This is a genomic window from Nocardia sp. NPDC059228 (assembly GCF_042754245.1).
Lineage (GTDB): Bacteria > Actinomycetota > Actinomycetes > Mycobacteriales > Mycobacteriaceae > Nocardia.
In genome coordinates this window covers 430,045-452,866 of the sequence record NZ_JBHZAL010000001.1, presented here as the reverse complement: position 1 = coordinate 452,866, position 22,822 = coordinate 430,045, and the positions used below count along the sequence as shown (strand labels likewise).

The 22,822-nt window shown below is 68.2% G+C and carries 20 protein-coding genes and 1 tRNA gene; 14 read left to right on the top strand and 7 right to left on the bottom strand.

Annotated elements, in window-relative coordinates:
* Positions 1-129: 129 nt before the first annotated feature.
* Complete coding sequence (locus ACFXKA_RS02085) at positions 130-1,173, top strand: nitronate monooxygenase (RefSeq protein WP_379425455.1); 1,044 nt, start codon at positions 130-132, stop codon at positions 1,171-1,173.
* 57 nt (positions 1,174-1,230) lie between these two features.
* Entirely contained in the window at positions 1,231-1,623 is a 393-nt protein-coding gene (locus ACFXKA_RS02080; RefSeq protein ID WP_354830660.1) for an SCO5389 family protein, read from the top strand.
* Positions 1,624-1,704: 81 nt separating this feature from the next.
* On the opposite strand, the gene ACFXKA_RS02075 is transcribed toward ACFXKA_RS02080, so the two are convergent.
* Both ACFXKA_RS02075 and ACFXKA_RS02070 read right to left on the bottom strand, forming a co-directional pair.
* Positions 1,705-3,297, bottom strand: a complete 1,593-nt coding sequence (locus ACFXKA_RS02075) for a protein kinase (protein WP_379425454.1) — start codon at positions 3,295-3,297, stop codon at positions 1,705-1,707.
* A gap of 98 nt (positions 3,298-3,395) precedes the next feature.
* Entirely contained in the window at positions 3,396-5,015 is a 1,620-nt protein-coding gene (locus tag ACFXKA_RS02070) for an acyl-CoA synthetase (protein WP_379425452.1), read from the bottom strand.
* A gap of 209 nt (positions 5,016-5,224) precedes the next feature.
* On the opposite strand from ACFXKA_RS02070, the gene ACFXKA_RS02065 reads away from it, so the two are divergent.
* On the top strand, positions 5,225-6,034 hold the full coding sequence (locus tag ACFXKA_RS02065) for a class I SAM-dependent methyltransferase (RefSeq protein WP_379425450.1): 810 nt from the start codon (positions 5,225-5,227) through the stop codon (positions 6,032-6,034).
* 20 nt (positions 6,035-6,054) lie between these two features.
* Here the strand turns inward: ACFXKA_RS02065 and ACFXKA_RS02060 are convergent, their stop codons facing one another.
* Positions 6,055-6,990 carry a helix-turn-helix domain-containing protein gene (locus ACFXKA_RS02060; RefSeq protein ID WP_354830671.1) on the bottom strand — a complete coding sequence of 312 codons (936 nt, stop codon included), beginning with the start codon at positions 6,988-6,990 and terminating at the stop codon, positions 6,055-6,057.
* Positions 6,991-7,061: 71 nt separating this feature from the next.
* Between ACFXKA_RS02060 and ACFXKA_RS02055 the strand changes: the two genes are divergently transcribed.
* Both ACFXKA_RS02055 and ACFXKA_RS02050 read left to right on the top strand, forming a co-directional pair.
* Positions 7,062-7,397: a cupin domain-containing protein gene (locus ACFXKA_RS02055; protein ID WP_379425448.1), complete on the top strand. Its 336-nt coding sequence runs from the start codon at positions 7,062-7,064 to the stop codon at positions 7,395-7,397.
* Positions 7,398-7,509: 112 nt separating this feature from the next.
* On the top strand, positions 7,510-7,890 hold the full coding sequence (locus ACFXKA_RS02050) for a nuclear transport factor 2 family protein (protein WP_354830674.1): 381 nt from the start codon (positions 7,510-7,512) through the stop codon (positions 7,888-7,890).
* 69 nt (positions 7,891-7,959) lie between these two features.
* On the opposite strand, the gene ACFXKA_RS02045 is transcribed toward ACFXKA_RS02050, so the two are convergent.
* Positions 7,960-9,597, bottom strand: coding sequence for a long-chain fatty acid--CoA ligase (locus tag ACFXKA_RS02045; RefSeq protein WP_379425446.1), 1,638 nt, complete (start codon positions 9,595-9,597; stop codon positions 7,960-7,962).
* A gap of 543 nt (positions 9,598-10,140) precedes the next feature.
* Here ACFXKA_RS02045 and ACFXKA_RS02040 point away from each other — a divergent pair.
* Together ACFXKA_RS02040 and ACFXKA_RS02035 are read left to right on the top strand one after the other, a co-directional pair.
* Positions 10,141-11,610, top strand: coding sequence for a flavin-containing monooxygenase (locus ACFXKA_RS02040; protein WP_379425444.1), 1,470 nt, complete (start codon positions 10,141-10,143; stop codon positions 11,608-11,610).
* 136 nt (positions 11,611-11,746) lie between these two features.
* Positions 11,747-11,819, top strand: a tRNA-Arg gene (locus ACFXKA_RS02035).
* Between the two features lie 153 nt (positions 11,820-11,972).
* Here ACFXKA_RS02035 and ACFXKA_RS02030 read toward each other — a convergent pair.
* A complete protein-coding gene (locus tag ACFXKA_RS02030) occupies positions 11,973-12,998 on the bottom strand; it encodes a lipase family protein (protein WP_379425882.1) in 1,026 nt (341 codons plus the stop codon).
* 658 nt (positions 12,999-13,656) lie between these two features.
* Here ACFXKA_RS02030 and ACFXKA_RS02025 point away from each other — a divergent pair.
* Together ACFXKA_RS02025 and ACFXKA_RS02020 are read left to right on the top strand one after the other, a co-directional pair.
* The gene (locus tag ACFXKA_RS02025) at positions 13,657-14,922 is read left to right on the top strand and encodes a lipase family protein (RefSeq protein WP_379425442.1); all 1,266 of its coding nucleotides are present in this window, start codon (positions 13,657-13,659) and stop codon (positions 14,920-14,922) included.
* A gap of 255 nt (positions 14,923-15,177) precedes the next feature.
* The gene (locus tag ACFXKA_RS02020; RefSeq protein ID WP_379425440.1) at positions 15,178-16,353 is read left to right on the top strand and encodes an alkane 1-monooxygenase; all 1,176 of its coding nucleotides are present in this window, start codon (positions 15,178-15,180) and stop codon (positions 16,351-16,353) included.
* 75 nt (positions 16,354-16,428) lie between these two features.
* Here ACFXKA_RS02020 and ACFXKA_RS02015 read toward each other — a convergent pair whose 3' ends face one another.
* Both ACFXKA_RS02015 and ACFXKA_RS02010 read right to left on the bottom strand, forming a co-directional pair.
* Positions 16,429-17,982, bottom strand: a complete 1,554-nt coding sequence (locus ACFXKA_RS02015) for an acyl-CoA carboxylase subunit beta (protein ID WP_379425438.1) — start codon at positions 17,980-17,982, stop codon at positions 16,429-16,431.
* A gap of 117 nt (positions 17,983-18,099) precedes the next feature.
* Positions 18,100-18,324 (bottom strand): hypothetical protein, encoded by a 225-nt coding sequence (locus ACFXKA_RS02010; protein WP_379425437.1) that lies wholly within the window; start codon positions 18,322-18,324, stop codon positions 18,100-18,102.
* A 259-nt stretch (positions 18,325-18,583) separates the two neighbouring features.
* On the opposite strand from ACFXKA_RS02010, the gene ACFXKA_RS02005 reads away from it, so the two are divergent.
* The 5 genes from ACFXKA_RS02005 to ACFXKA_RS01985 all read left to right on the top strand — a co-directional run bounded on the left by ACFXKA_RS02005 (position 18,584) and on the right by ACFXKA_RS01985 (position 22,820).
* Positions 18,584-19,768, top strand: coding sequence for a lipid-transfer protein (locus tag ACFXKA_RS02005; protein ID WP_379425436.1), 1,185 nt, complete (start codon positions 18,584-18,586; stop codon positions 19,766-19,768).
* Between the two features lie 2 nt (positions 19,769-19,770).
* A complete protein-coding gene (locus ACFXKA_RS02000; protein WP_379425434.1) occupies positions 19,771-20,229 on the top strand; it encodes a MaoC family dehydratase N-terminal domain-containing protein in 459 nt (152 codons plus the stop codon).
* Positions 20,226-20,663 (top strand): MaoC/PaaZ C-terminal domain-containing protein, encoded by a 438-nt coding sequence (locus ACFXKA_RS01995; protein WP_379425433.1) that lies wholly within the window; start codon positions 20,226-20,228, stop codon positions 20,661-20,663. The genes ACFXKA_RS02000 and ACFXKA_RS01995 overlap by 4 nt, the downstream gene beginning before the upstream one ends.
* Before the next feature lie 30 nt (positions 20,664-20,693).
* Complete coding sequence (locus tag ACFXKA_RS01990) at positions 20,694-21,524, top strand: SDR family NAD(P)-dependent oxidoreductase (protein ID WP_379425432.1); 831 nt, start codon at positions 20,694-20,696, stop codon at positions 21,522-21,524.
* A gap of 93 nt (positions 21,525-21,617) precedes the next feature.
* Positions 21,618-22,820 carry a TetR/AcrR family transcriptional regulator gene (locus tag ACFXKA_RS01985; protein WP_379425431.1) on the top strand — a complete coding sequence of 401 codons (1,203 nt, stop codon included), beginning with the start codon at positions 21,618-21,620 and terminating at the stop codon, positions 22,818-22,820.
* The last annotated feature ends 2 nt before the right edge of the window (positions 22,821-22,822 follow it).

The following is a 22,822-nucleotide window of genomic DNA, read 5'->3' as shown; positions in this document are numbered from 1 at the left end:
ACGATTCGGCATCGCTGTGACGGAAACAGTACTCGCTCGTGACCAATTCGCAACCTTTTGTGCGATAACGCCAGGTCGAGTACTCGAACCCTCGGTCACAAACCGTAACCGAAGGCGCACACTGGCGAGATGGTTCTCGACGAGTTGGATACGCCGATCGTTCTTGCCCCCATGGCGGGCGGACCGTCCACCCCCGAACTGGCCGCCGCCGTGACCGAGGCCGGCGGGCTGGGCTTCGTGGCCGCCGGATACCTGCCCGCGAGCGAATTGGCCGCCCGGATCAAGGCCACGCGGGCGCTGACCTCCGGAGCGTTCGGGGTCAATCTGTTCTATCCCTCCGAACCGAGTCCGACCGATCGGTTCGATACATATATAAGGACGCTGGCGGCCGAGTTCCCGCTCGGCGAGGCCCGCCACGACAGCGACGACTGGGCCGCCAAGCTGGACCTGCTGATCGCCGATCCCGTGCCGGTGGTGTCCAGCACCTTCGGCTGCCCGACCGCCGGGGAGATCGCGCGCCTGCACGCGGCCGGGTCCGAGGTGTGGGTGACGGTCACGACCGTGGCCGAGGCCCGGCAAGCGGTCGCCGCGGGCGCGGACGTGCTGATCGCACAGGGCGCGGAGGCGGGCGGGCACCGCGGCGTCTTCGTCGACGATCCGGCCGACGACCTCGCCGACCCGCTGGGGCTGCTGGCCCTGCTGCAACTGCTGCGCGCCGCGGTGGACACACCGATCGTGGCGGCGGGCGGCATCGCGACCGGGGCGGCGGTCGCGGGGGTGCTGTGCGCGGGCGCGGCGGCGGCGCAGCTCGGCACCGCGTTCCTGCGCTGCCCCGAGGCCGGGACCGCGCCGGTTGTCCGGGACGCCATCGCCGAGCCGACACCGACCATGCTGACCCGCGCCTTCACCGGGCGGCGGGCGCGCGGGCTGCGCAACCGGTTCATGGTGGAACACCCCGACGCTCCGGTCGCCTACCCCGAGATCCATTACGCCACCGGGCCTTTGCGGGCGGCCGCGCGGGCGGCCGGCAATGCCGACGAGGTGAATCTCTGGGCCGGTCAGGCACATTCGCTGACGCCCGAGCTACCGGCGGGCGAGCTGGTGCGCACACTGTCGGCGGATGCGAAGAATGCTCTGGAACGGGTACTTTCGCTGCGAATTCAGAGTTATTGACAACGTTTTTCATCTACAATCGGCTGACACCTTCCGCCATCCCATGAGGAGAGCGATATGTCACTCGACGTACCTACCGCACTACTCGAGCGCGCCGAACGCGGTGAAGTCAGCGACGCAGAGTTCGTCGAATGCGTCCGTAATTCGCTGCCCTACGCCTACGAGGTCGTCAGCCGGGTAGCCGCCGATCTGCGTTCCGGCACGGCGGAATACGCCGACAACACCATTCCCCCGCCGGACGAGACCGCCCGCGGCCAGCTGTTGCGCGCCATGGCCTCCGACGCCATCCGCGGCGGCCTGGAACGCCACTTCGGCATCAAGCTCGCCTTCCAGAACTGTCACCGGGTGGCGGCCTTCCCACTCACCTCGGTCGGCGGCGACACCTACACCACCTTCATCTCCACCCGCGCCCAGCTGCTCAACCAGAGCCCGGAACTCCGCAACTGCTGAGCGCACCACCCTGATTCGGCGCGACCGGCCAACCCGGCCGCGCCGATCCGCGTGCGCACCCGGCACACCCGCGATCCGGTTTCAGCGGCGGCGCGAACGAAACCTCTTGACCTCACGCCACCCCAGCCACACGAACACGGCCAGCGGTGCGACGAATACCACCAGCGCGACGATGGTCGCGACGAAATCCGTCACACCGCCCTTGGTCTCGGTGACCAGCACGTCGATACCGGCCGCCGTGAAGAGCCCGAAGAACGCGATGAGCAGCACCAGCAGGATCCACCACAACACCCGGCCGGCGCTGATCCGTACAGGCCTTACCGAATTCCCCGCGCCTACGGCGTGACTCCCCATTGCCGCGCCGTAGGCCGGCATGCCGTCACCGGGCAATCGCGCGACGACTCCCGGATGAGCCGTTGCGCCCCAGGACATTCCGGCGGAGACGACCGGCGGCTGTCCAGAATGGGGTCGAGGCACACGTTCGGAGACCGGCCCGGCCATCGATCCCGGCGTACCGCCGGGCGGCGGCGTCGCGCCCCGGACCAGGTCACCGGAACCGCCCGGAGTCGGTGCGCGGTCTCGGGGTTGCGACGGATAGCCGGCTCCGGCCGTTCCGCTCCCCGACCGGCCGGGCGGTGGCGGCATCGCACCGCCTGGGATTCCGCCGTACGGGGTCGCGCCCGCGGCCAACCCACCCGGTGGAGGTGTGAGCACGGTCGGGATGCGGTTGCGGGGCGAGGATGTGGAAGCCCCGGGCGGCGTCGGATACTGCCGCCCGCCCGCCGCGCCATAGCTCGGAAACGGTTCCGGGCTATCCCATTTGGCAGTCGGCGGGGCCGGGCCGGTGCGCGGGGCGGGCCGGGAATCCAGAGCGGCGCGGGCGGCCGCCGCCAGGGCTCCGGCGCTCTGGAAGCGGTGGTCCGGGTCCTTGGCCAGGCCGCGCGCGATGACGGCGTCGAGGGCGGCGGGGATCAGCGAGTTGTGGTCGCTGGCGCGGGGCGGGTCGGTGGTGAGGTGGGCGGCCATCTGCTGGACGGGATCTGCCTGGGTGAAAGGCTTGGCGCCGACCAGGGTTTCGTAGAGCAGGCAGGCCAGCGAGTACACGTCGGAGCGGAGGTCCTCGGCGCCGGAGTAGCGCTCGGGAGCCATGTAGGCCCAGGTACCCACTGCCACACCGGTACTGGTGATGGTGGCCTGGCCGACACCGCGGGCGATGCCGAAGTCGATGAGGTAGGCGAAGCCGCTGGGGAGGGTGAGGACGTTGGAGGGCTTCACATCCCGGTGCACCAGGCCCGCCCGGTGCGCGATGTCGAGGGCTTCCGCGATCTGGGTGATGAGGTCGACCGCGCGGTCGGGTGGGAGCGAGCCCACCTCGCGCAGGGTCTTGCTCAGATCGGAGCCTTCGATCAGCTCCATGTCGATGTACAGGCGGCCGTCGAGTTCGCCGAAGGCGTGGATGGGCACCACATGCGGTCCGCGCAGTCGTGCGGCCAGCCGGGCCTCGCGTTCGAACCGCCGCCGGTAGTCCTGGTCGCTGGCGAGCTCGACGGGGAGCAGCTTCAGCGCGACTTCCCGTTCGAGGTGGGTGTCCTCGGCCAGCCACACCTGGCCCATACCGCCCCGCCCGATCAGTTCGACGAGTCGATAGTGGCCGAGATTGCCTGCCCCCGGCACCTGTCCTCCCCCATGCTCTGCCGCGTACTGCGAGGTGCCCAGCATACGACCCCGGGCGGGGAATCACACGGTTCCGAATCCCCCGAATCGCTGTCGGCTCAGGCCTCCTGGAGCTTGCGCTTGAGCACCTTGCCGGTGGGGTTGCGGGGTAGTTCGGCCAGGAAGACCACCTCGCGGGGGACCTTGTAGCGGGCCAGATTGGCCTTCACGAAGTCCTTGATCTCGAGCTCGCTGAGCTGGTGGCCGTCGTGGACGACCACGAAAGCCTCGAGGCGCGCACCGAATTGCTCGTCGGGGACGCCGAGGACGGCCGCCTCCCGCACCGACGGGTGGGTGTAGAGCAGTTCCTCGACCTCCACCGGGAAGACGTTCTCACCACCGGAGACGATCATGTCGTCATCGCGGCCGTCGATGAAAAGCCGGCCCGCGCTGTCGAAGTGGCCGACATCGCCGGAGGACATCAGACCGCGGATGACCTCCTTGTGGCCGCCGCCGGTGTATCCCTCGAACTGAATGGTGTTCCCGACGAAGATGCGGCCGGTGGCCCCGGCCGGCACCCGGCGGCCCCGATCGTCGAGGATCTCCACCCGCGCCCCCAGCACCGGCCGGCCCACACAACCGGGCTCCGCGGCCAGGTCCTCGGGCGTGGCGATGGTGGCGTAGGCGACCTCCGTCGAGCCGTACAGGTTGTAGACGACCGGCCCGAAGACCGCCGTCACCTCCCGGCACAGGTGCGCGCCCAGTTGGGAGCCCGCGACGAAAATAATGCGCAGCGCGGACAGATCGTGCCCGGTGAGCGCGCGGCCGCCCAGGTCGATCATGCGGGCCAGCATGACCGGGACGACGATCGCCGTGGTGGCCCGGTGCCGCGCCATGGAGTCGATGGCGGCCTGCGGGTCGAACCGGCGGCGGATCACCAGGGTGGACCCGAAGCCGAGAGTCAGCATGGCGCAGGCGAATCCGAGCGTGTGGAACATGGGGGCGCAGCACTCGGTCACCTCGTTCACCCGGAACGGGACCTTGGACAGCAGACCGCCCAGCGACAGCAGGGATTTCGGCTCGGTGCGCGGCGCGCCCTTGGGGGTGCCGGTGGTGCCGCTGGTCAGCAGGATGATCTTGGGTTCCGCGCCGGGCGCGGGCGGCGCGTCGGGCGAGCCGGTTTCGATGAGGAATCCGAGGCTGTCCTCGCGTGGCCGCTCGGTCCAGGCCCGATAGCTGCCGCGCCGCGGGCTCACCTCGTCGAGCATGGGCGCGTACTCGTCGTCGTAGACGAGCAGGTCGGTGCCCTCGCGGGTGGCGACATCACGAATCTGCGGGCCCGCGAAATCGGTATTGAGCAGGATGATCCGGGCCCCGCACTTGGCGGCGGCGAAGACCGCGTCCAGCAGGCCGCGGTGATTGCGGGCCAGGATCGCCACGCCCTCATGGGGTTTCAGGCCGCGCTCGCGCCAGGCGTTGGCCAGCCGATTCGACCGGTCCTCCAGCTCGGCGAAGGTCAGCTCGCCCAGCTCGTCGATGACCGCGACCCGCCCGCCGTACCGGGCCGCCGACAGCCGCAGCCCGGCCGCCAGCGTGCCGTAGCGCAGCATGGCCGTGGCCGCCGACAGCAGCACCGCCGGTGATTCCAGCCGGGCCAGCCCGGCCTCCAGCACCAGCCGCGCCGATTCCGCCTCCAGGTAGGCCCGCTCGCCCACCGACCTGATCAGCCCGAGCGTCATGCGCGGCCACCCCCGGCCCGCGTGATCGGCGGTACCTTCCTCGCCGTGACCGGCCGTGCGGCCTGCGCGCGTGTCGATTCCACCCGGACCTCCTCGTCCACCCCTGCAGATTGCGGGCATCTGCCCTCAAACTAACGGTACGGACCCGGAGCCGCGACCGGAACCTCTCCGCCGCAGGCTCCGTCCGGGTCGTGCCTATAGTGGCGACCGTGACAGATCCGTTGTCGGCGAACCGGCGGAACTGGGATGCCCGGGCGGGCATTCACGCCGCCAGCAGCTTCTACCGCGACCGAGATTCCAGCTACTGGTTCGCGCCGTTCGAATGGGATGCCCTAGGCGACGTGCGCGACCTCGACGTGGTGCACCTGCAATGCCATCTCGGCACGGAGACAATCGAATTCGCGCGGCGCGGGGCCCGCGCGGTGGGTCTGGACTTCTCGGCCGAATCGGTGCGCCACGCCCGCGAACTGGCCGGGGACGCGGTCGACTACGTCTGCGCGGACGTCTACCGCGCGCGGGAAGCATTGGGCGAGCGCATCTTCGACATCGCCTACACCGGCAAGGGCGCGCTCTGCTATCTCCCCGACCTGCCCCGCTGGGCGCGCGAAGTCGCCGGCCTGCTGCGCCCGGGCGGCCTGCTCTACCTGGTGGAATTCCATCCGCTGCTGCATGCCCTCGGCCCCACCCCGCCACCGGGTGTCGACCCGGGACAGCTTGTGCTGCACGACGATTACCTCGCCGGCCGCGGCGCCCAGCGCCGCGACAGCGCCCACACCTATACCGACGGCCCCGACCTCAGCACCGACACCACCGCCTACGAATGGCGCCACAGCCTCGGCGAAGTCATCAACGCCCTGCTGGCGGCGGGCCTGCGCATCACCGGCCTCACCGAGACCCACACCCTCCCGTGGCCCCGCTGGCCCCAGATGATCCGGACCGAAACCGGCTGGTGGCGACTCCCTCCCACCGACCCCATCATCCCGGTGCTCTACGGCCTGTCCGCGGTAAAGGACGCCTAGCCCGCAACGACATTGGCCGCTCACGAGATCCGGAAGGCCCGGCGGTACGCGCCCGGAGTCGTCCCCACCTGCGCGCGGAAACGACGGCGCAGGTTCACCGCCGAGACGAGACCGACGCGAGTCGCGATGGCGTCCACCGGCAGGTCCGTGTCCTCCAGCAGCGTGCGGGCCGCCGCCACCCGGCGCGCGAGCAACCACGCACCCGGGCTCGTGCCGAGCCGATCGTCGAAGCTGCGGGCCAGCGTGCGGGGCGAGACATTGAGGTGAGCGGCCATGTCGCGCACCGAGAGTGGGGAACCGAGCCGGTCCTCCACCCAGTCGAGCAGGCCGTCCAGCATGTCGGAGGGCGGGGGCGTCGGCGCGTATTGGGTCTGGCCGCCTTCCCGGTGCGGCGGCATCACCATGTGCCGGGCGAGCAGTGCGGCGTGGGCGGCACCGTGATCGCGGCGGACCAGGTGCAGGCACAGATCGATGCCCGCGCCCGCACCGGCGCTGGTGGCGACGTCGCCATGGTCGACGTAGAGGACGTCCGGCTGCACCCGAATCCGGGGAAACTCCGCCTGCAGCCGGTCGGCGCGCGCCCAGTGCGTGGTGGCAGCCCTACCGTCCAGTAATCCGGTGCGCGCCAGGGCGAATACCCCCTGGCAGATCGTGACGATTCGAGCACCGCGGCCGTGCGCCCGCAGCAGCGCGCGACGCACGCGGTCGGAGAGCGGCGCCTCCACCGGCGTCCAGCCCGGAATTATCACCGTGTCGGCGGAGGCCAGCGCCTCGAGCCCGTCCGCCACATCCAGCGAGTACCCGGCCGTCGTGGGCACCAGTCCCGGTGTCTCGGTGCACACCCCGAATTCGTAGTGGTTCGGCACACCTTCCCGTTTCGTGCCGAATACCTCTGCGGCACAGCCGAGCTCGAAGGTCGACTGGACCGGCCGCACCAGAGCCGTCACGCGATGCATGGCAGAAAAGTACCCCACAATGTCTTTTCTGACACTGTGCCGTCCATGCCGCGCACGGCACCGTGGTCGGCATGACTTCCGAAATCCTCACCCAGCCCGGCTACACCTCGGCCTCCGTCGCGGAATCCCCTGTGCGCGAGATTTTCCCGGGCATCCGGGTGCGTCCCCTCTGGACGGGACCGAACGGCGCGAGCGCCAATGTCGTCGAGCTGGACCCGAACGCCTCCTGGCACGGTCGCGACTTCCATGAGCCCGGTCCCGAAGAGGTGTACGTGGTTTCGGGCGTCTTCAACGACGGCGCGCGCGACTACCCCGCCGGAACCTTCCTGCACGCTCCTGCCGGTTCCTGGCACGTCCCCTCGACGGTCACCGGCTGCACCCTGTTCGTCTTCTACCCGGAGGGCTAGCCGAACCGGGATTGTCCACTTTCGACAATGACGCGTCCCCTTTCGACCTCGCCCGGGCCACCGCCGCAGACCAGCATGGAAAGCGTCGATCCGACCACGAAAGGACCAGGTCATGGCCACCCAGATCACCGACCCCGCCCAGCTGCCAAGGGTTTTCGAGGAGCGCCTGAACGCGGGCGACGTGGCGGGGGTGCTCTCGCTCTTCGCCCCGGGCGCGACCATGCGCACCACCACCGGAGCCGTCATTTCCGGCTCGGATGCCCTGCGTCAGGAGATCAGCGGCACGGTCGCCGCCCGCGGACAGCTCACCAACAACAGCAAGCATCTGCTGATCGGCGGTGACGCGGCCCTGCTGGTCACCAACTGGACCCTGGAGATCGACGCGCCCGACGGCACGCGGGTCTCCCCCACCGGCACCACCGCGAATATCGCCCGGCGGCTCGAGAACGGGGAATGGCGATTCGCCGTCCTGAACCCGCTCGGGACGGCGTGAAGCGCTGCGACACAGCGCATTCGACTGACCGGCGGGTGCGCCCTCCTGCCGAGGGCGCACCCGGGTGGGTCAGGACAGCGTGACGACGGTCAGCGAGCCGTCGGCGTGCTGGGCACGCAGGCGCTTCTTGTCGAACTTGCCGACACTGGTCTTGGGGACCTCGGCGATGAAGCACCAGTGCTCGGGCAGCTGCCACTTGGCGAACTTGGGGGCCAGGAAGTCGCGCAGCTCTTCGGGTTTGGCCTCGGTGCCCTCGACCAGGACGATGGCGACCAGGGGGCGCTCGTCCCACTTCGCGTCCGGGATACCGATGACGGCGGCCTCGGCCACGGCCGGGTGCCCCATGACGGCGTTCTCCAGGTCCACCGACGAAATCCATTCGCCGCCGGACTTGATGACGTCCTTGGAGCGGTCGACCAGGGTGAGGTAGCCATTGGGGCTGATCTTGCCGACGTCGCCGGTGCGCAGCCAGCCGTCGTGGAACTTGTCGGGATCGACCTCGCCGCCCGACGGCGCGTAGTAGGCACCGGTGATCCACGGGCCGCGAACTTCCAACTCGCCCAGGGCTTCTCCGTCGTTCGGCAGCACCGAACCGTCATCGCCGACCAGGCGCGCCTGCACGCCGGCTGGGAAGCGGCCCTGGGTGTAGCGGTAGCTCCAGGCCTCCTCGCCCTCGGCGCCGGCGGGCGGGTGCGCCACCGAACCCAGCGGCGAGGTTTCGGTCATGCCCCAGGCGTGCAGCAGCTTCACGCCGTGCCGCTCCTCGAAGGCCCGCATCATCGACGGCGGGACCGCCGCGCCGCCGACCACACAGGTACGCAGGTGCGAGATGTCCTGCGGCTGGGCCTGCAGCCCGGCCAGCACGCCGCCCCAGATGGTCGGGACCGCGGCGGCGAAGGTCGGCTTCGCCTCGGCCATCATCTCCAGCAGCGGTGCGGGCTGCAGGAAACGGTCCGGCATCAGCACATTCGCGCCCGACATGAGCGCGGCGTACGGAATGCCCCAGGCATTGGCGTGGAACAGCGGCACGATGGCCAGCACGGTGTCGGCGGCGGTGAAACCCATGCCGTTGGGCGAGATCACCTGCATGGCGTGCAGCCAGTTCGAGCGGTGCGAGTAGACGACGCCCTTGGGGTCGCCGGTGGTGCCGGAGGTGTAGCACATGCCGGCGGCGGAACGCTCGTCGACGACCGGGTAGTCGTAGGTGTCGGGCTGGGCGTCGAGCAGCTCCCGGTAGGAGTGCACGGTGACGCCCTCGGGGGCCTGCAGCGCGGCGGCATCGCCATTGGCGACGATGACATGGCGCACCGTCTTCAGGTTCGGCAGGTACTGCGCGAACATCGGCAGCAGCGAGCCGTCCACGATGACGACCTGATCCTCGGCGTGGTTGGCCACGTACACCAGCTGCTCGGGGAAGAGCCGGATGTTCAGTGCGTGCAGCACGGCGCCCATGGCGGGCACCGCGATGTAGGCGACCATGTGCTCGTTGTTGTTCCACATGAACGTGCCGACCCGGTCACCGACGCCGATACCCAGGTCACGCAGGGCATTGGCGAGCCGGGCCGCATCATGGCCGATCTCGCGATAGGTCTGGGTGCGTAAGCCGTCACCGGTCCAGGTGGAGACGTGGCTGTCGCCCTGGAAGGTGGAGGCGTAGCGCAGCAGTGTCGCGAGTGACAGCTGCTCGTCCTGCATGGTGCTCAACATTTCCCAACCGCTCCTTGCATGTACCTACTGGAGAGTGAACTGAGTCACTTGCGGCGAGCCTAGCCGATTCGGACATACACGGGTCGGGGCCCGAACTGACGGCATGGTGACTTCAGTCCGGGGCCGGTGAGCTGGCGAAATATTCGAGCTGCGGGCGGCGAACCCCACCCTCGCCGCCCGCAGCCCGTAGCCGACCCGCCGCCGCCCAACACGACGACCAGCCGGCTCCGCAATCCTGATCAGCGTCACGACTTGCTGACGACGCCCCCTGCGGCGGCGCAGAATAGCCAATCACTAACCAGGACAAGTAAATTGGAGCAAGAACTTCCGTGAATATATTGAGTGTGACACCGGGCTGTCCAGTCGAGGACAGCGTCGCAGGTCAGACGGCGCTCACTGACCCGGACAGCGGGGCGTGAGGGCGGCCTTCCCATGATTGCCAGGGGTGAATCCGGACTCACCCGCCCGGCGTGACCGAAAATACGGATTCACTGTCCGGCGATGTCTGCAGGACCAGCGGGAATACGCCCTACCGTTGCTGGTATGCAGCGAGAGCCCTCCATTCTGATCATCGGTGCCGGATTCGCCGGGCTGGGCATGGCGCTGGAACTGCAACGCCACGGCCTGACCAGCTTCACCATCCTGGAGAAGGCCGCCGACCTCGGCGGCGTCTGGCGCGAGAACACCTACCCGGGCGCCGCCTGCGACGTGCCCTCGCCGCTGTACTCGTGGTCGTTCGAGCCGAAATCCGATTGGCCACGCCGGTTCTCGCAGCAGGCCGACATCCACGCGTACATGCGCACCGTCGCCGAGAAGCACGACCTGCCCGCCAAGATCGAGTTCGGCGCCGAGGTGGTGGACGCCGAATTCGACGAGCAGGGCGGCCGGTGGCGGGTCCGCACCGCCGACGGCGTCACCCGCCTCGCCGACGTCCTCATCCCCGCCGTCGGGCAGCTCTCCCGCCCCGCGATGCCGAACCTCCCCGGCATCGACACCTTCACCGGCGCGGCCTTCCACTCCGCCGAGTGGGATCACTCGGTCGATCTGACCGGCAAGCGGGTGGCGTGCATCGGCACGGGAGCCAGTGCCATCCAATACATTCCGGCCATCCAGCCGAAGGTCGAACACCTCACGCTGTTCCAGCGCTCGGCCGCCTGGGTATTGCCGAAGTTCGACACCGAGTACACCCCACTGCACCACGCGCTGTTCAAGAAAGTGCCCGGGACGCGGCTGGCCGAGCGATTCGCCATCTGGACCTTCTTCGAGGTGATGGCGTTGGCGCTCACCGACATTCCCGCCATCAAGCATCCGGTGATCGCCATCGCGGACCGGCATCGCAAGCAGCAGGTGCCCGATGAGGCGCTGCGCGCCAAGCTGACTCCGGACTACGCCGCCGGCTGCAAGCGCGGCCTGTTCTCCAACGAGTACTTCCCCGCACTGACCCAGGACAATGTCACCGTCGAGACCACCGCCATCGAAGCCGTGACGCCCAACGGAATTCGCACCGCCGACGGCGTCGAGCATCCCGTCGACGTCATCGTCTACGGCACCGGCTTCAAGGGCACCGAGTTCCTCGCCCCCATGAACATCTATGGCCTGCAAGGCCGCAAGCTCGCCGACGAATGGTCCCCCGAGGGCGCCCGCGCCTTCCTCGGCATGTCGGTCCCCGGCTTCCCCAACCTGTTCATGATGTACGGCCCGAACACCAACGTCGGCTCCGGCTCCATCATCTACATGCTGGAGTCCCAGGCCCGCTACATCCGCCAGGTCATCGACTACCTCTCCGCCCGCCCCGGCCACGTCCTCTCGCCCCGCCCCGACGCCGAGAAGTCCTGGGACGACTGGCTGCAGCGCCGCCTGAAGGACACCCCCTGGAACTTCTGCTCCAGCTGGTACCGCAACGCCTCCGGCCGCATCACCAACAACTGGCCCGGCGCCACCCTCCTCTTCCGCTGGAAGACAAGCAGATTCGCACCGTCGGACTACGACGAGAGCCGACCCGCCGGCCGCTAGCGACTCCGGCCGGGCTCGCCGCGCCCACCACCCGCCGATCAGCCGACTCCACCACCCCGACCACGAATGCGGCCCCCGGCCCCCCGACCAGGTAGACTCCCCGACGTCCCGGCCGGGCTCCCGCCCGGCACGTCCAGCCCTCGTAGCTCAGGGGATAGAGCACCGCTCTCCTAAAGCGGGTGTCGCAGGTTCGAATCCTGCCGAGGGCACATTTATCCAGGTCAGGGCGTCGAGCTCGGCCGGCCGCCGCGCCGGGCGGGAAGCCGGAGCCGCCCGATACGGTCAGCTCGGTCCGGTCCGGGCGACCTGCCAGGCCGCCCGGACCGGGTAGAAGCGCCGGCCGTGAAGTCACGGCAACCCCGTCAACAGTTGCTGGGCGCCGGCTCGCCGCGAACCCGGCCGTTGAGCCACGCCAGTACCTCGGGGGCGCCCAGCACCGCTCCCGACAGATGCTCGGGTGCGGGAACGCGCAGCGTCTGCACCGGAACGCCGGCCGCGCACCAGCGGTGGTCGGTGTTGTCGATCGCCTGGACCGGAATCAGCGGGTCCTCGGGTGAATGCCATTCGAACACCGGTGTTTCCGGCACTTCGCCGAAGAGTTCCAGGCTGTTCTCCGCCAGCACCGACTGGCCTTCACGGACGTCGAAGCCCGCGGGATCGGACATGTATGCCCGCGCGCTGCCGCCGACGCCCTCGGCGAGGATCTGATTGGTGCAGTCATTGGCCATGGCATTGCGGAGGGCCAAGCCATTCTGGTTGAGGTACGAGCTGATCGGCAGCTCGTTCGGATATTCGCGCTCGAGGCCGATCGCCGCCGCCATGGCCAGCCCGAAGGCCGGGTGCGGGTCGTAGCCCAGCGCCTGCACCATCGTCAGCAGGTTCATCGGGGCACCGCCGATGGCCGCACCCGCGAGTTTCAGCTCCGGCGCGTACGACGGCTGGAGCGCAGCCGCCGCCCCGGTGGCCATGCCGCCGCCGGAGTAGCCGGCCAGCACGACCGGACTGTTCTGGGCGGCGAGTGCCGGCAGCTGTTTCACCGCTCGGACGCCGTCCAGAACGATCCGGCCACCCAGACGTGCCGCCCCGAACGCGACGTACGGACCGAGATGATCCGGCAGCGCTATGCTCCAGCCCTGCGCCAGCGCCATATTCAGAATCGACGCCGTCGTCAGGAGATTCGGATCGTTGGAGTACAGCAGATGTGACACCGCGCAGCTGGTGCCGAGCGCGTTGATGAAGTGCTGATACGACATCAACGGAGCGTCGGGCTGGTGACCGGCCGGGGTAAGGATCGTGGTGGTCGCCGCGATCGGCTCACCGTGGGAGTTGGTGGACCGGAATTGCACCAATGTAACGGTGACGCCGGGAAATATGGCCACCGGCGGCATTGTCTGCGTGCGGAGCACATCACCGGGCTGGTGTGCCGCCAGATCCGCAGGGGCAGCGTAGAACGGATCCGGATCGGGTACCGGATATATCGGATCCGCCGCAGCCGTAGTCGTCATCGACAACCCGAGAACCACACCACCGAGCGCAGCCACAACTTTCACCGACCCGCTGCGGAGGAAAACAGGAAACCGACCAAGCACGTGTCTGACCTCCATGAATAGTTCACGTTGTTAGACAAGCCAGTCCGAATTCTGAGGCGACTCTATCGGCAAACTTCCAGCTACACATCAAAACGCACGAATCACCCAACAGTCATCCCCGAGACCGGGACTCACCTGTTGGTCCACCCGACGCCGGCCACCCGATCAACGAGCCCTCGCGCCTGCGCGACCCGAGGATTCCCAATCTCGCGGGGGCGCACAGGTCATTCATAGACATCTCCGAATTGGCAATACCGACACGGCGGGCAATCCCATAACGACACGCGGTGGGCCAACGTGAGTTCGGCGTTTCTTCCACTGATTCACAAAAAACCGATAGCCCTGCGTATAGCCTCAACACCCGATTCGAGATGCCCTGGGTCCCTCACTCGCAGGAAGGATCGATAAAGTGCGGAGGCGACTGCTTGGATTGGCCGCAGCTTTGACAGGAACCCTCATGATGGTTGGCGGAGGCGCCACGAACTCGGCGCTGCTCGCCAGAGCGGAACCTGTCGCGGCGGCGGGCGACGATTTCTACCTGCCGCCGCCGCTACCACCCACACCGGGAGCCATCGTGCGCGCCGAACCGGCACAGGTGGCCTTCTCCGCACCCGGAATGCCCGGCGTCGTTCCGGCGGCCGCGACGCGAATGATGTACGTCAGCAGTGACACCCACGATGCGCCGACGGCGGTCGTCGGCACGCTCCTGCAGCCGAGCGTGCCGTGGACCGGCCCCGGCGAGCGCCCGCTGATCGCGTACGCGGGCGGCACCAAGGGCCAGGGTGATCAGTGCGCGCCATCGAAATTGATGACGCAGGTGGTGGGATACCAGCCCCCCGCGGACATCACGTTCGAATACGACCTGCTGGCACTGTATTCGCTGCTCGCCCGGGGAATGACGGTGGTGGTGACCGACTACCACGGCCTCGGCACCCCCGACGTGCACGACTACCTCAACCGCAAGTCACAGGCCTACGCGCTGCTGGATGCGGCGCGCGCCGCACTGCAATTGCCCGGCACCGGCCTCAATCCCGGCACGCCCGTCGCTCTCTACGGATACTCGCAGGGCGGTATGGCCTCCGCGGGCGCGGCCGAACTGCAGCCGAGCTACGCTCCGGAGCTGAATGTACGCGGCGCCTATGTGGGCGGTCCGGTGGTCGACGACGAATACTTCATCGGATACAACGACGGACGGCCTTCCATCGCACCGGCTTTCGCCTGGATTCTCAATGGCATCGCCGCCGACTACCCGGAAACTCGCCCGATACTCGACGCCGAGCTCAATGACACCGGTAAGGCGATCCTGAGCGACGCGCTGGGCAAATGCGCCGTCCCGGTCAGCCTGGCACAGCTCCATCCGCGTACCTCCGAATGGACCACCAGCGGCGAACCACTCACCGCGGTCATCGATCGGAACCCCGAGCTGAAATCGGCCTTCGACGAACAGCGCATCGGCACCCTCACTCCGTCGGTGCCCGTGCTCACCGCCTCGGCCATGAACGACGAGGGTGCGCCCTACGTGCCGGTGCGGGAGATGGCGGCCGGTTGGTGCGGTAGCGGCGTGCCGGTCGAATTGGATCCGAACGCGCAGATTCCGACCGTTTCGGGTCTGGTGGGAACCCATGTGCTGGCGTTCTTTCCGTCGCTGGCGGACTCGCAGCAGTGGCTGACCGATCGGCTCGCCGGCTGGCCTGCTCCCAACAACTGCGGGGCCCTGCCCTGACCCGCTGACGTTCGGTCGATGATGCCCGGCAGCCGGGATCGGTCCTCGCACCGATCCCGGCTGCCGGGCATCCTGCATGGAGCTCGATGTGAGTCACGGGGGTATGAGGTCGAATTGCCCGGTCAGTCACCATTTTTGGCAATTAATCTAGCGCAGCGGCGAAAAGCGACTAGTCTAAATCGACGGGTTTGAGCCAAAAGATTTCGGCCGTCGGCACTCGCGATCGAGTGCCGCTGTTGGATCAAAGAGGCACCTATGTCGATTTTCCAGGACTCGAAGGCACGCGACCCCAAGCGATACCTCTGGATTCTGGGGTTGATCGCTCCTTCGTGCGCTGTACTTCCCTCACAATTGGTAGCCCGTACCGGGCTCACAATATTCTGGTGGATCGGTCCGGTGTTCGTGCTGGTACTGATCCCACTGCTGGATCTTTCCGTGGGGGATGACGGGAGCAACCCACGCGAGGAAGACTACGAGGCATTATCCGAAGACCGGTTCTATCGGTGGTGTACGTACCTCTTTCTGCCGCTACAGCTCATCGGGCTGCTCATCGCTGGCTATCTGTGGGCAAGTCGCGAGCTGAGCGTATCCGACAAGCTCGGTCTGGCCGTCACGCTCGGATTCGTGTCGGGTATCGGAATCAATGCCGCCCACGAACTCGGGCACCGGGCCGAACACCTGGAACGCTGGCTGGCGAAGGTCGCTCTGGCACAGTCGGGTTACGGGCATTTCTTCGTCGAACACAATCGGGGTCATCATGTGCGGGTGGCGACGCCCGAGGATCCGGCCAGCGCCCGATTCGGCGAGTCACTGTGGGAGTTCCTGCCGCGCAGTGCCGTCGGCGGCTTCCGCTCGGCGCTGGCCCTGGAGCGAGAACGCCTGTCTCGCAAGGAAAAGCGCTGGTTCAGCTGGCACAACCAGCTGTTGCAGGCCTGGTCGATGAGTGTCGCGTTGTGGGGCACCATGATCCTGGCCTTCGGCCTCGGGGTGATTCCGTTTCTGATGGTGCAGGCGGTGCTGGGTGCGGGGCTGCTGGAAACGGTGAATTACATCGAGCACTACGGACTGCTGCGCCAGCGCCGCGCCAACGGCAACTACGAGCGTTGCTCCCCGCGCGACAGCTGGAACAGCGACCGTCTGGTCACGAACGTATTCCTGTTCCACCTGCAGCGCCACAGTGACCACCACGCCAATCCCGGTCGCCGCTACCAGACCTTGCGCAGCTCGCAAACGGCACCGCAGCTCCCGGCCGGTTACGCCACCCTGATCCTGCTAGCCGCCATTCCCCCGCTGTGGCGTGCCGTCATGGACCGCCGCGTCCTGGCCCATTACGGCGGCGACCTCTCGCTCGTGAACACCAAACCAGCAACCAAGCGCCGCTTCGTGGGACCCGTACGCCTGCATCGAATATCGACGACCGACAGGAGCTGATCGCGAGGAGACATCGTGGCCGGATGGCTCAGGGCCATCCGGCTGTTGTCCCGCACCGGTTTTCGCGCCGGCAGGTCACATCGGGTATAGCGGGTGCTTGCGGGGGTTGAACTCCGGCTTGACCGGCTTCTTGTCGCGGAGCAGGCGGAGGGCCTGGCGGATTTCCAGGCGGGTGCGGGACGGTTCGATGACGGCGTCGATGTAGCCGCGTTCGGCGGCGACCCAGGGGGTGGCGACCGTCTCGTTGTACTGGTTGATCATGAATTCGCGGGCCGCGGCGCGATGTTCCTCCGGCATCGCGGCCAACTGGCGCTTGCCGAGGAGGTCGACCGCGCTTTCGGCGCCGATCACCGCGATACGGGCTGTGGGCCAGGCGAAACTGACGTCCGCGCCGACCTGCCGGGCGGCCATCATGCCGTATGCGCCACCGTAGGACTTGCGTACCACCAGGTTGATGATCGGCACCGTCGCCTCGATGATGGCGCGCGGGACACGGCCGCCGCGGATGATGACGCCGTTGGCCTCCTCCGCCAGGCCCGGCAGCACGCCGGGGGTGTCGGCGACGAACACGAGCGGGATGTTGAAGGCGTCGCAGAGCCGGATGAAGTAGGTCGACTTGTCCGAGCAGGCGGCGTCGATGGAACCGCCCAGCACCAGTGGCTGATTGGCGATCACGCCGACCGGGTAGCCGTCGACGCGGGCGAAGCCGGTGATCAGGTTCGGCGCGAACGCGGCTCGGATCTCGTGGAACTCGCCGTCGTCGAAGATGCGCAGCAGGATCTCGTGCATGTCGTAACCGGCACGATCGGAATCCGGAATGATCGTGTCGAGTTCCCGGTCACTGGCCGTGATCTCCGGCTCCAGGCCGGGATTCACGATCGGCGGCTGCTCGACGCAACTCGTCGGCATGAAGCTCAGGTAGTTGCGGGCCCACTCGTAGGCCTCCTGCTCGGTCTCGGCCACGTGATGCAGGGTGCCGCGTTCGGCCTGCACCTTCGCGCCGCCGAGCTCCTCGGCGGTGACGTCCTCGCCGTTGACCGCCTTGATCACCTCCGGCCCGGTGACGAACATGTAGGAATCCTTGGTGCCGATGAGCACGTCGGTATTGATCGGCCCGTACACCGAGCCCGCGGCGCACTTGCCGAGAATGATCGACACCTGCGGCACGTAGCCGGACAGCTTCTCCAGCACCCGGGAGATATCACCGAACGAGGCGATGGAACCCACCGCGTCCTGGATCCGCGCACCGCCCGAATCGTTGATCGTCACCACCGGGCACGCGTTGTCGAACGCGAATTTCAGTGCGCGCATGAACTTCTGGGCGGACGTGACCCCGACCGACCCGCCGTACACGGTCTGATCGTGGGAGATCACCACAACCGGACGCCCCCCGATCAGCCCGCGACCGGTGACCAGCCCGTCGCCGTAGAGCGCGTCCGGTTGGCCGGGCTGGCGAGCCAGGGCGCCGGTCTCGATGAACGTGCCGCGGTCGAGCAGCATCTCCACCCGCTGCCGAACGCTCGGAATGCCTTTCGACGCCCGCTTGGCGATACCGGCCTCACCCGCCGGTTCCGCGGCCATCTCCAGGATCTTGGCCAGTTCATCGAGCTTCGCCCGCGTACCGATCACGCTTGTTGCCACCTTCCCAAACAAACTGTTGTGCCCCGCGCACGGTAAGCGGTGCCGGGACAGTACGGGTCACTGAAGCAGATAAACGTGATGAATCACAGTCCCGGCCAGCGTCCGTCAGCAGAACGGGATGCCCACGGAGCCGTTGAGGCTGGTGTGGAAGAGGATGCAGACCAGGTGGTTGGCGGCGGAGTAGGACCCGCTGGAGGAGCCGGTGGCGGTGGTGTCCACGGGCTGGGCCTGCGCCGGCGCATCGGCCTGGGCAGGGGCCGCCAGCGCGCCGGCGGGGGTGAGGAGCGCCGCGGTGACGGCGAACGCGGCGAGGGTCTTCTTCGAATTCATCTGCGGCTCCATCGTTCTCGATCTTGGCGGGAGCAAGTATCGAATCCGGGCCGCAGCCACCGACAGCCCCTACAGTTGGGGTCGCCGACGCCGAGGGCAAAGCAAGTGAAGAATGAATAGCCACGATTGAGGATCAGGCCTGGACCCGCCCGAGGATTGCACACCGATTATGCACTCATTACGCTATCGCCTTGCAGACACGCGCACCCACTGCTCTACTAAGTGAATTCTTGATAGTGCAATCTCTGAGAGGTGAGACATGGGAAGTCGCGTGTTGGTGGCGGGCGTCGGGATGATCCCGTTCACCACGCCCAGCCGGACGCAGACCTACGACGTCATGGGCGAGCAGGCGGTGCGGGCCGCGTTGACCGACGCGGGCATCGAGTACGCGACGGTGCAGCAGGCGTATGCGGGGTGGGTGTACGGAGATTCGACGTCGGGGCAGGCGGCGCTCTACCGCGTGGGCGCCACCGGCATTCCCGTGACCAATGTCAACAACAACTGCTCGACCGGGTCGTCGGCGCTGTTCCTGGCGAGGCAGGCGATCGAGCACGGCATCGCGGATGTGGTGCTGGCCCTGGGATTCGAGCAGATGCAGCGCGGCGCGCTCGCCGCTGCCTACACCGATCGGCCCAGCCCGTTCGACAGCTTCGACACCGTGGTCCACCGCCTCCAGGGCGAGGGCGACGCGCCCTTCGCGGCCCGGTACTTCGGCGGCGCGGGCCGCGAATACGCCGACCGCTACGGCATGGACCCGGCGGTGTTCGCGCGGATCGCGGTCAAGGCGCGCCGGCACGCGGCCGGCAATCCCAATGCGGTGTTCCGCGATCCGGTGACCGTCGAGGAGGTGCTGGCCTCCCCGCAGATCTACGGACCGCTCACCCGGCTGCAGTGCTGCCCGCCCACCTGCGGCGCGGCGGCCGCCGTCCTGGTCAGCGAAAACTACGCGCGCACACACGGTTTGCGCACCGACGTGGCGATCACCGCGCAGGCCATGGTCACCGACACCGCCTCGACCTTCGACGGCGACTCGATGTTGTCGATCGTCGGCTACGACATGTCCCGGGCCGCCGCCCAGCAGGTCTATCAGCAGGCCGGCGTGGATCCCCTCGACATTCCGGTCGTGGAACTGCACGACTGCTTCACCACCAACGAGTTGCTCAGCTACGAGGCGCTCGGCCTGACTCCGGAGGGCACCGCCGAGAAGTTCATCGCCGACGGCGACAACACCTACGGCGGGCGGGTGGTCATCAACCCGTCCGGCGGGCTGCTGTCCAAGGGACACCCGCTCGGCGCGACCGGCCTGGCGCAGTGCGCCGAACTGGTCTGGCAGCTGCGCGGCCGGGCCGCCGCCCGGCAGGTCGAGGGTGCGCGAATCGCCCTGCAGCACAACATCGGCCTGGGCGGGGCGGCCGTCGTGACCCTCTACCAGAAGGTGGACTGAGCATGGCCCTGGATCCCGGTGTGATCGGCACCGAGCTGCCACCGATCACCATGACCCTGGACGCGGGGCGACTCCGGTTCTTCGCCAAGGCCATCGGCGAGACCAACCCGGTCTTCACCGACGAGCGCGCCGCCGCCGCTGCCGGGCACCGCGCCCTGCCCGCGCCGCCGACGTTCCTGTTCGCGATCGAGCTCGAGCAGCCGGACCCATTCGGCTGGCTGGCCGGCCTGGGTGTCGATCTGCGCCGAATCCTGCACGGCGAGCAGCACTTCATCTACCACGCCACCGCCTATGCCGGGGACACGCTGACCGCGTCACCCCGCATCACCGACGTCTACAGCAAGAAGGGCGGCGCGCTCGACTTCCTCGTCCGGCAGACCGCGGTCACCAGGATCGACGGCAGCCTGCTCGCCGACCTGCGCTCGGTCCTCGTCGTCCGCAATCCGGGAGCCTCCCAATGACCACCGGCACCGCCGATATCCCCGTGGGCAGTGAACTGCCGCCGCTGGCCGCCGGGCCCATCACCCGCACCACCCTGGCCCTCTTCGCGGGCGCTTCGGGCGATCACAACCCGATGCACATCGACACCGACGTGGCCCGCTCCGCCGGGCTCGGCGACGTCTTCGCCCACGGCATGCTGTCCATGGCCTACCTGGGGCGGCTGCTGACCGATTGGGTTGCGCCGGAAGCGATTCGCACCTACGGGGTGCGCTTCGGCGCGATCACGCCGGTGCTGGCCGAACCGACCGCGACGGGGAAGGTCGTGGCCATCGAGGACGTCCGCGGCGAACGGCACGCCACCCTCGACATCGCCGTCACCCTGCCCGACGGCACCGTCACGCTCACCGGGACCGCCGTCGTCGCGCTCACCGGGTCCACCGTCACAACGCTCTGACTTCGCTCCTGCTCCGAAAGGTATTGCCCCATGCGAACTCTGGACGACAAGGTCGCCATCGTCTCCGGATCCGGGCGCGGCATCGGGCGCGAGATCGCCCTCAAGCTCGCCCGCGAGGGCGCGTCGGTCGTGGTGAACGACCTCGACGCCGAACCGGCCAAGGAGACCGTGGCCGCCATCGAGGCGGCCGGCGGCCGGGCGGTCGCCTGCATCGGCTCGGTCACCGACGAGGACTTCGCCGAACGCTTCGTGACCACCGCCACCGGCAGCTTCGGCGGACTGGACATCATCGTCAACAACGCCGGATACACCTGGGATTCGGTGATCCAGAAGATGACCGACGAGCAGTGGGACGCCATCCTCGACGTCCACCTCAAGGCCCCCTTCCGGATTCTGCGCGCCGCCCAGCCGGTGATCGCCGGACTCGCCCGGCAGGCCGCCGCGGCCGGCACGCCGGTCCCGTGCCGCAAGGTCGTGAACATCTCCTCGCTGGCCGGCACGGGAGGCAATGCGGGACAGGCGAATTACGCCGCCGCCAAGGCCGGCATCAACGGACTCACCAGGACCCTGGCCAAGGAGTGGGGGCGCTACAACGTCACCGTGAACTCGGTCGCCTTCGGGCTCATCAAGACCCGGCTCACCGAGACGCCGGCCGGCGGCGACAGCACCATCGACGTGCTGGGCCGGCAGCTGAAGGTGGGCGTCAACCCGGAGGTGCTGTCGACCATGGAACGGATGATCCCGCTGGGCCGGGCCGGAACACCCGCCGAGGCGGCCGGTGCGGTGTACCTGCTGTGCAGCCCGGACTCCGACTATGTCAGCGGCCAGACCCTGGTCTGCGGCGGCGGATACATCTTCTAGTCGCGGGCGTCCGCGGCCGATCGGGCCGGGTCGCCCGCTCCCTATAGTGAGGGCGGGCGACCCACCACCGGCGAGCGAGAAGGAGCGGCGACCATGAGCGACACCGCCGAGCACGCTGCCGCCCGCCCGGCCCGCGGCACGCGCCCCGCCAATCGCCGCGACCTCATCGTCGCCGCCGCGACCGAACTGTTCTATCGGCGCGGCTACGCCGATGTCGGCACCGGCGACATCGCCGACGCGGTCGCGGTCGGGCCGTCCGCGCTGTACCGGCACTTCCGCAACAAGAACGATCTGCTGCGCGCCGTGGTGGGCCAGCCCATCGCGATCGTCACCGAACTGCTCGACGCGGCGCGCGCCGAGCCGGATACCGATCTCGCCCGGACACTGGCCACCGCCATGCTGGATCAGCGCGCCATCGGCGTGCTGTGGCACCGGGAAGCGCGGCACCTCGACCCCGACGCGAGAACCGAACTCCGGCAGCGGGCGCGCGGCATCGGCGCACGGTTCGCCGATCTGCTGCGCACTCGGACACCGCGGCTCACGCCCGCTCAGGCCGAAATAATCGGCTGGGCAGCGCTTTCCACGGCATCCAGCATCTCGTTCCACAACCTCGAACTGCCGCGTCAGCGTTTCGTGCAGGTACTCACCGACATGGTCGACGCGATCCTCACCGCCGACCTTCCCGTCCCGCGTCCCGCGGCCGCACCACCCGCCGGACCGTCGGCGGGATGGTCCCCCTCGCGTCGGATCGCCATTCTCACAGCGGCGACGAAACTCTTTGCCGAGCAAGGCTTTTCCGGTGTGGCGGTCGAGGACATCGGCGCGGCCGTCGGCATTGCCGGACCCAGCGTCTACAACCACTTCGACAGCAAGGCCGACATCCTGATCGCCGTTCTCGACCAGGGCAATCACGTCCTGCGGGCCGACATGTACCGCGATCTGACCCGCGCGACCGACGCCGCCGACGCACTCGACCGATTGCTTACCAGCTACACCGAATTCGCCTTCGAGCAAACCGGTCTCATCCGGCTGCTCACCTCCGACATCGATCAGCTCCCCGCCGCCGATCGGCACCGTATGCGTGGCGTGCAGCACGAGTACATCGCCGAATGGGTGCAGCTGGTGCGCCAGGTCCACCCCGGCCAGGACGAACTGGAAGCGCGGCTGCGAGTCCAGGCCGCCCTGAGCGTCATCAACGATCTCGCCGCCACCCCCCGCCTCCGAGCCGCCCCTGACACGCCCCGCCTGACCCGTCATCTGGCCGCCGCGCTGCTGGCTCCACCCAACGGCCGATAACC

Coding starts and splice junctions, on each gene's coding strand:
- ACFXKA_RS02085 (WP_379425455.1), top strand. CDS start 130: ATGGTTCTCGACGAGTTGGATACGCCGATCGTTCTTGCCCCCATGGCG.
- ACFXKA_RS02080 (WP_354830660.1), top strand. CDS start 1,231: ATGTCACTCGACGTACCTACCGCACTACTCGAGCGCGCCGAACGCGGT.
- ACFXKA_RS02070 (WP_379425452.1), bottom strand. CDS start 5,015: ATGACGCTCGGGCTGATCAGGTCGGTGGGCGAGCGGGCCTACCTGGAG.
- ACFXKA_RS02060 (WP_354830671.1), bottom strand. CDS start 6,990: ATGCATCGCGTGACGGCTCTGGTGCGGCCGGTCCAGTCGACCTTCGAG.
- ACFXKA_RS02055 (WP_379425448.1), top strand. CDS start 7,062: ATGACTTCCGAAATCCTCACCCAGCCCGGCTACACCTCGGCCTCCGTC.
- ACFXKA_RS02050 (WP_354830674.1), top strand. CDS start 7,510: ATGGCCACCCAGATCACCGACCCCGCCCAGCTGCCAAGGGTTTTCGAG.
- ACFXKA_RS02045 (WP_379425446.1), bottom strand. CDS start 9,597: ATGTTGAGCACCATGCAGGACGAGCAGCTGTCACTCGCGACACTGCTG.
- ACFXKA_RS02040 (WP_379425444.1), top strand. CDS start 10,141: ATGCAGCGAGAGCCCTCCATTCTGATCATCGGTGCCGGATTCGCCGGG.
- ACFXKA_RS02030 (WP_379425882.1), bottom strand. CDS start 12,998: ATGCCGCCGGTGGCCATATTTCCCGGCGTCACCGTTACATTGGTGCAA.
- ACFXKA_RS02025 (WP_379425442.1), top strand. CDS start 13,657: ATGATGGTTGGCGGAGGCGCCACGAACTCGGCGCTGCTCGCCAGAGCG.
- ACFXKA_RS02020 (WP_379425440.1), top strand. CDS start 15,178: ATGTCGATTTTCCAGGACTCGAAGGCACGCGACCCCAAGCGATACCTC.
- ACFXKA_RS02010 (WP_379425437.1), bottom strand. CDS start 18,324: ATGAATTCGAAGAAGACCCTCGCCGCGTTCGCCGTCACCGCGGCGCTC.
- ACFXKA_RS02005 (WP_379425436.1), top strand. CDS start 18,584: ATGGGAAGTCGCGTGTTGGTGGCGGGCGTCGGGATGATCCCGTTCACC.
- ACFXKA_RS02000 (WP_379425434.1), top strand. CDS start 19,771: ATGGCCCTGGATCCCGGTGTGATCGGCACCGAGCTGCCACCGATCACC.
- ACFXKA_RS01995 (WP_379425433.1), top strand. CDS start 20,226: ATGACCACCGGCACCGCCGATATCCCCGTGGGCAGTGAACTGCCGCCG.
- ACFXKA_RS01990 (WP_379425432.1), top strand. CDS start 20,694: ATGCGAACTCTGGACGACAAGGTCGCCATCGTCTCCGGATCCGGGCGC.
- ACFXKA_RS01985 (WP_379425431.1), top strand. CDS start 21,618: ATGAGCGACACCGCCGAGCACGCTGCCGCCCGCCCGGCCCGCGGCACG.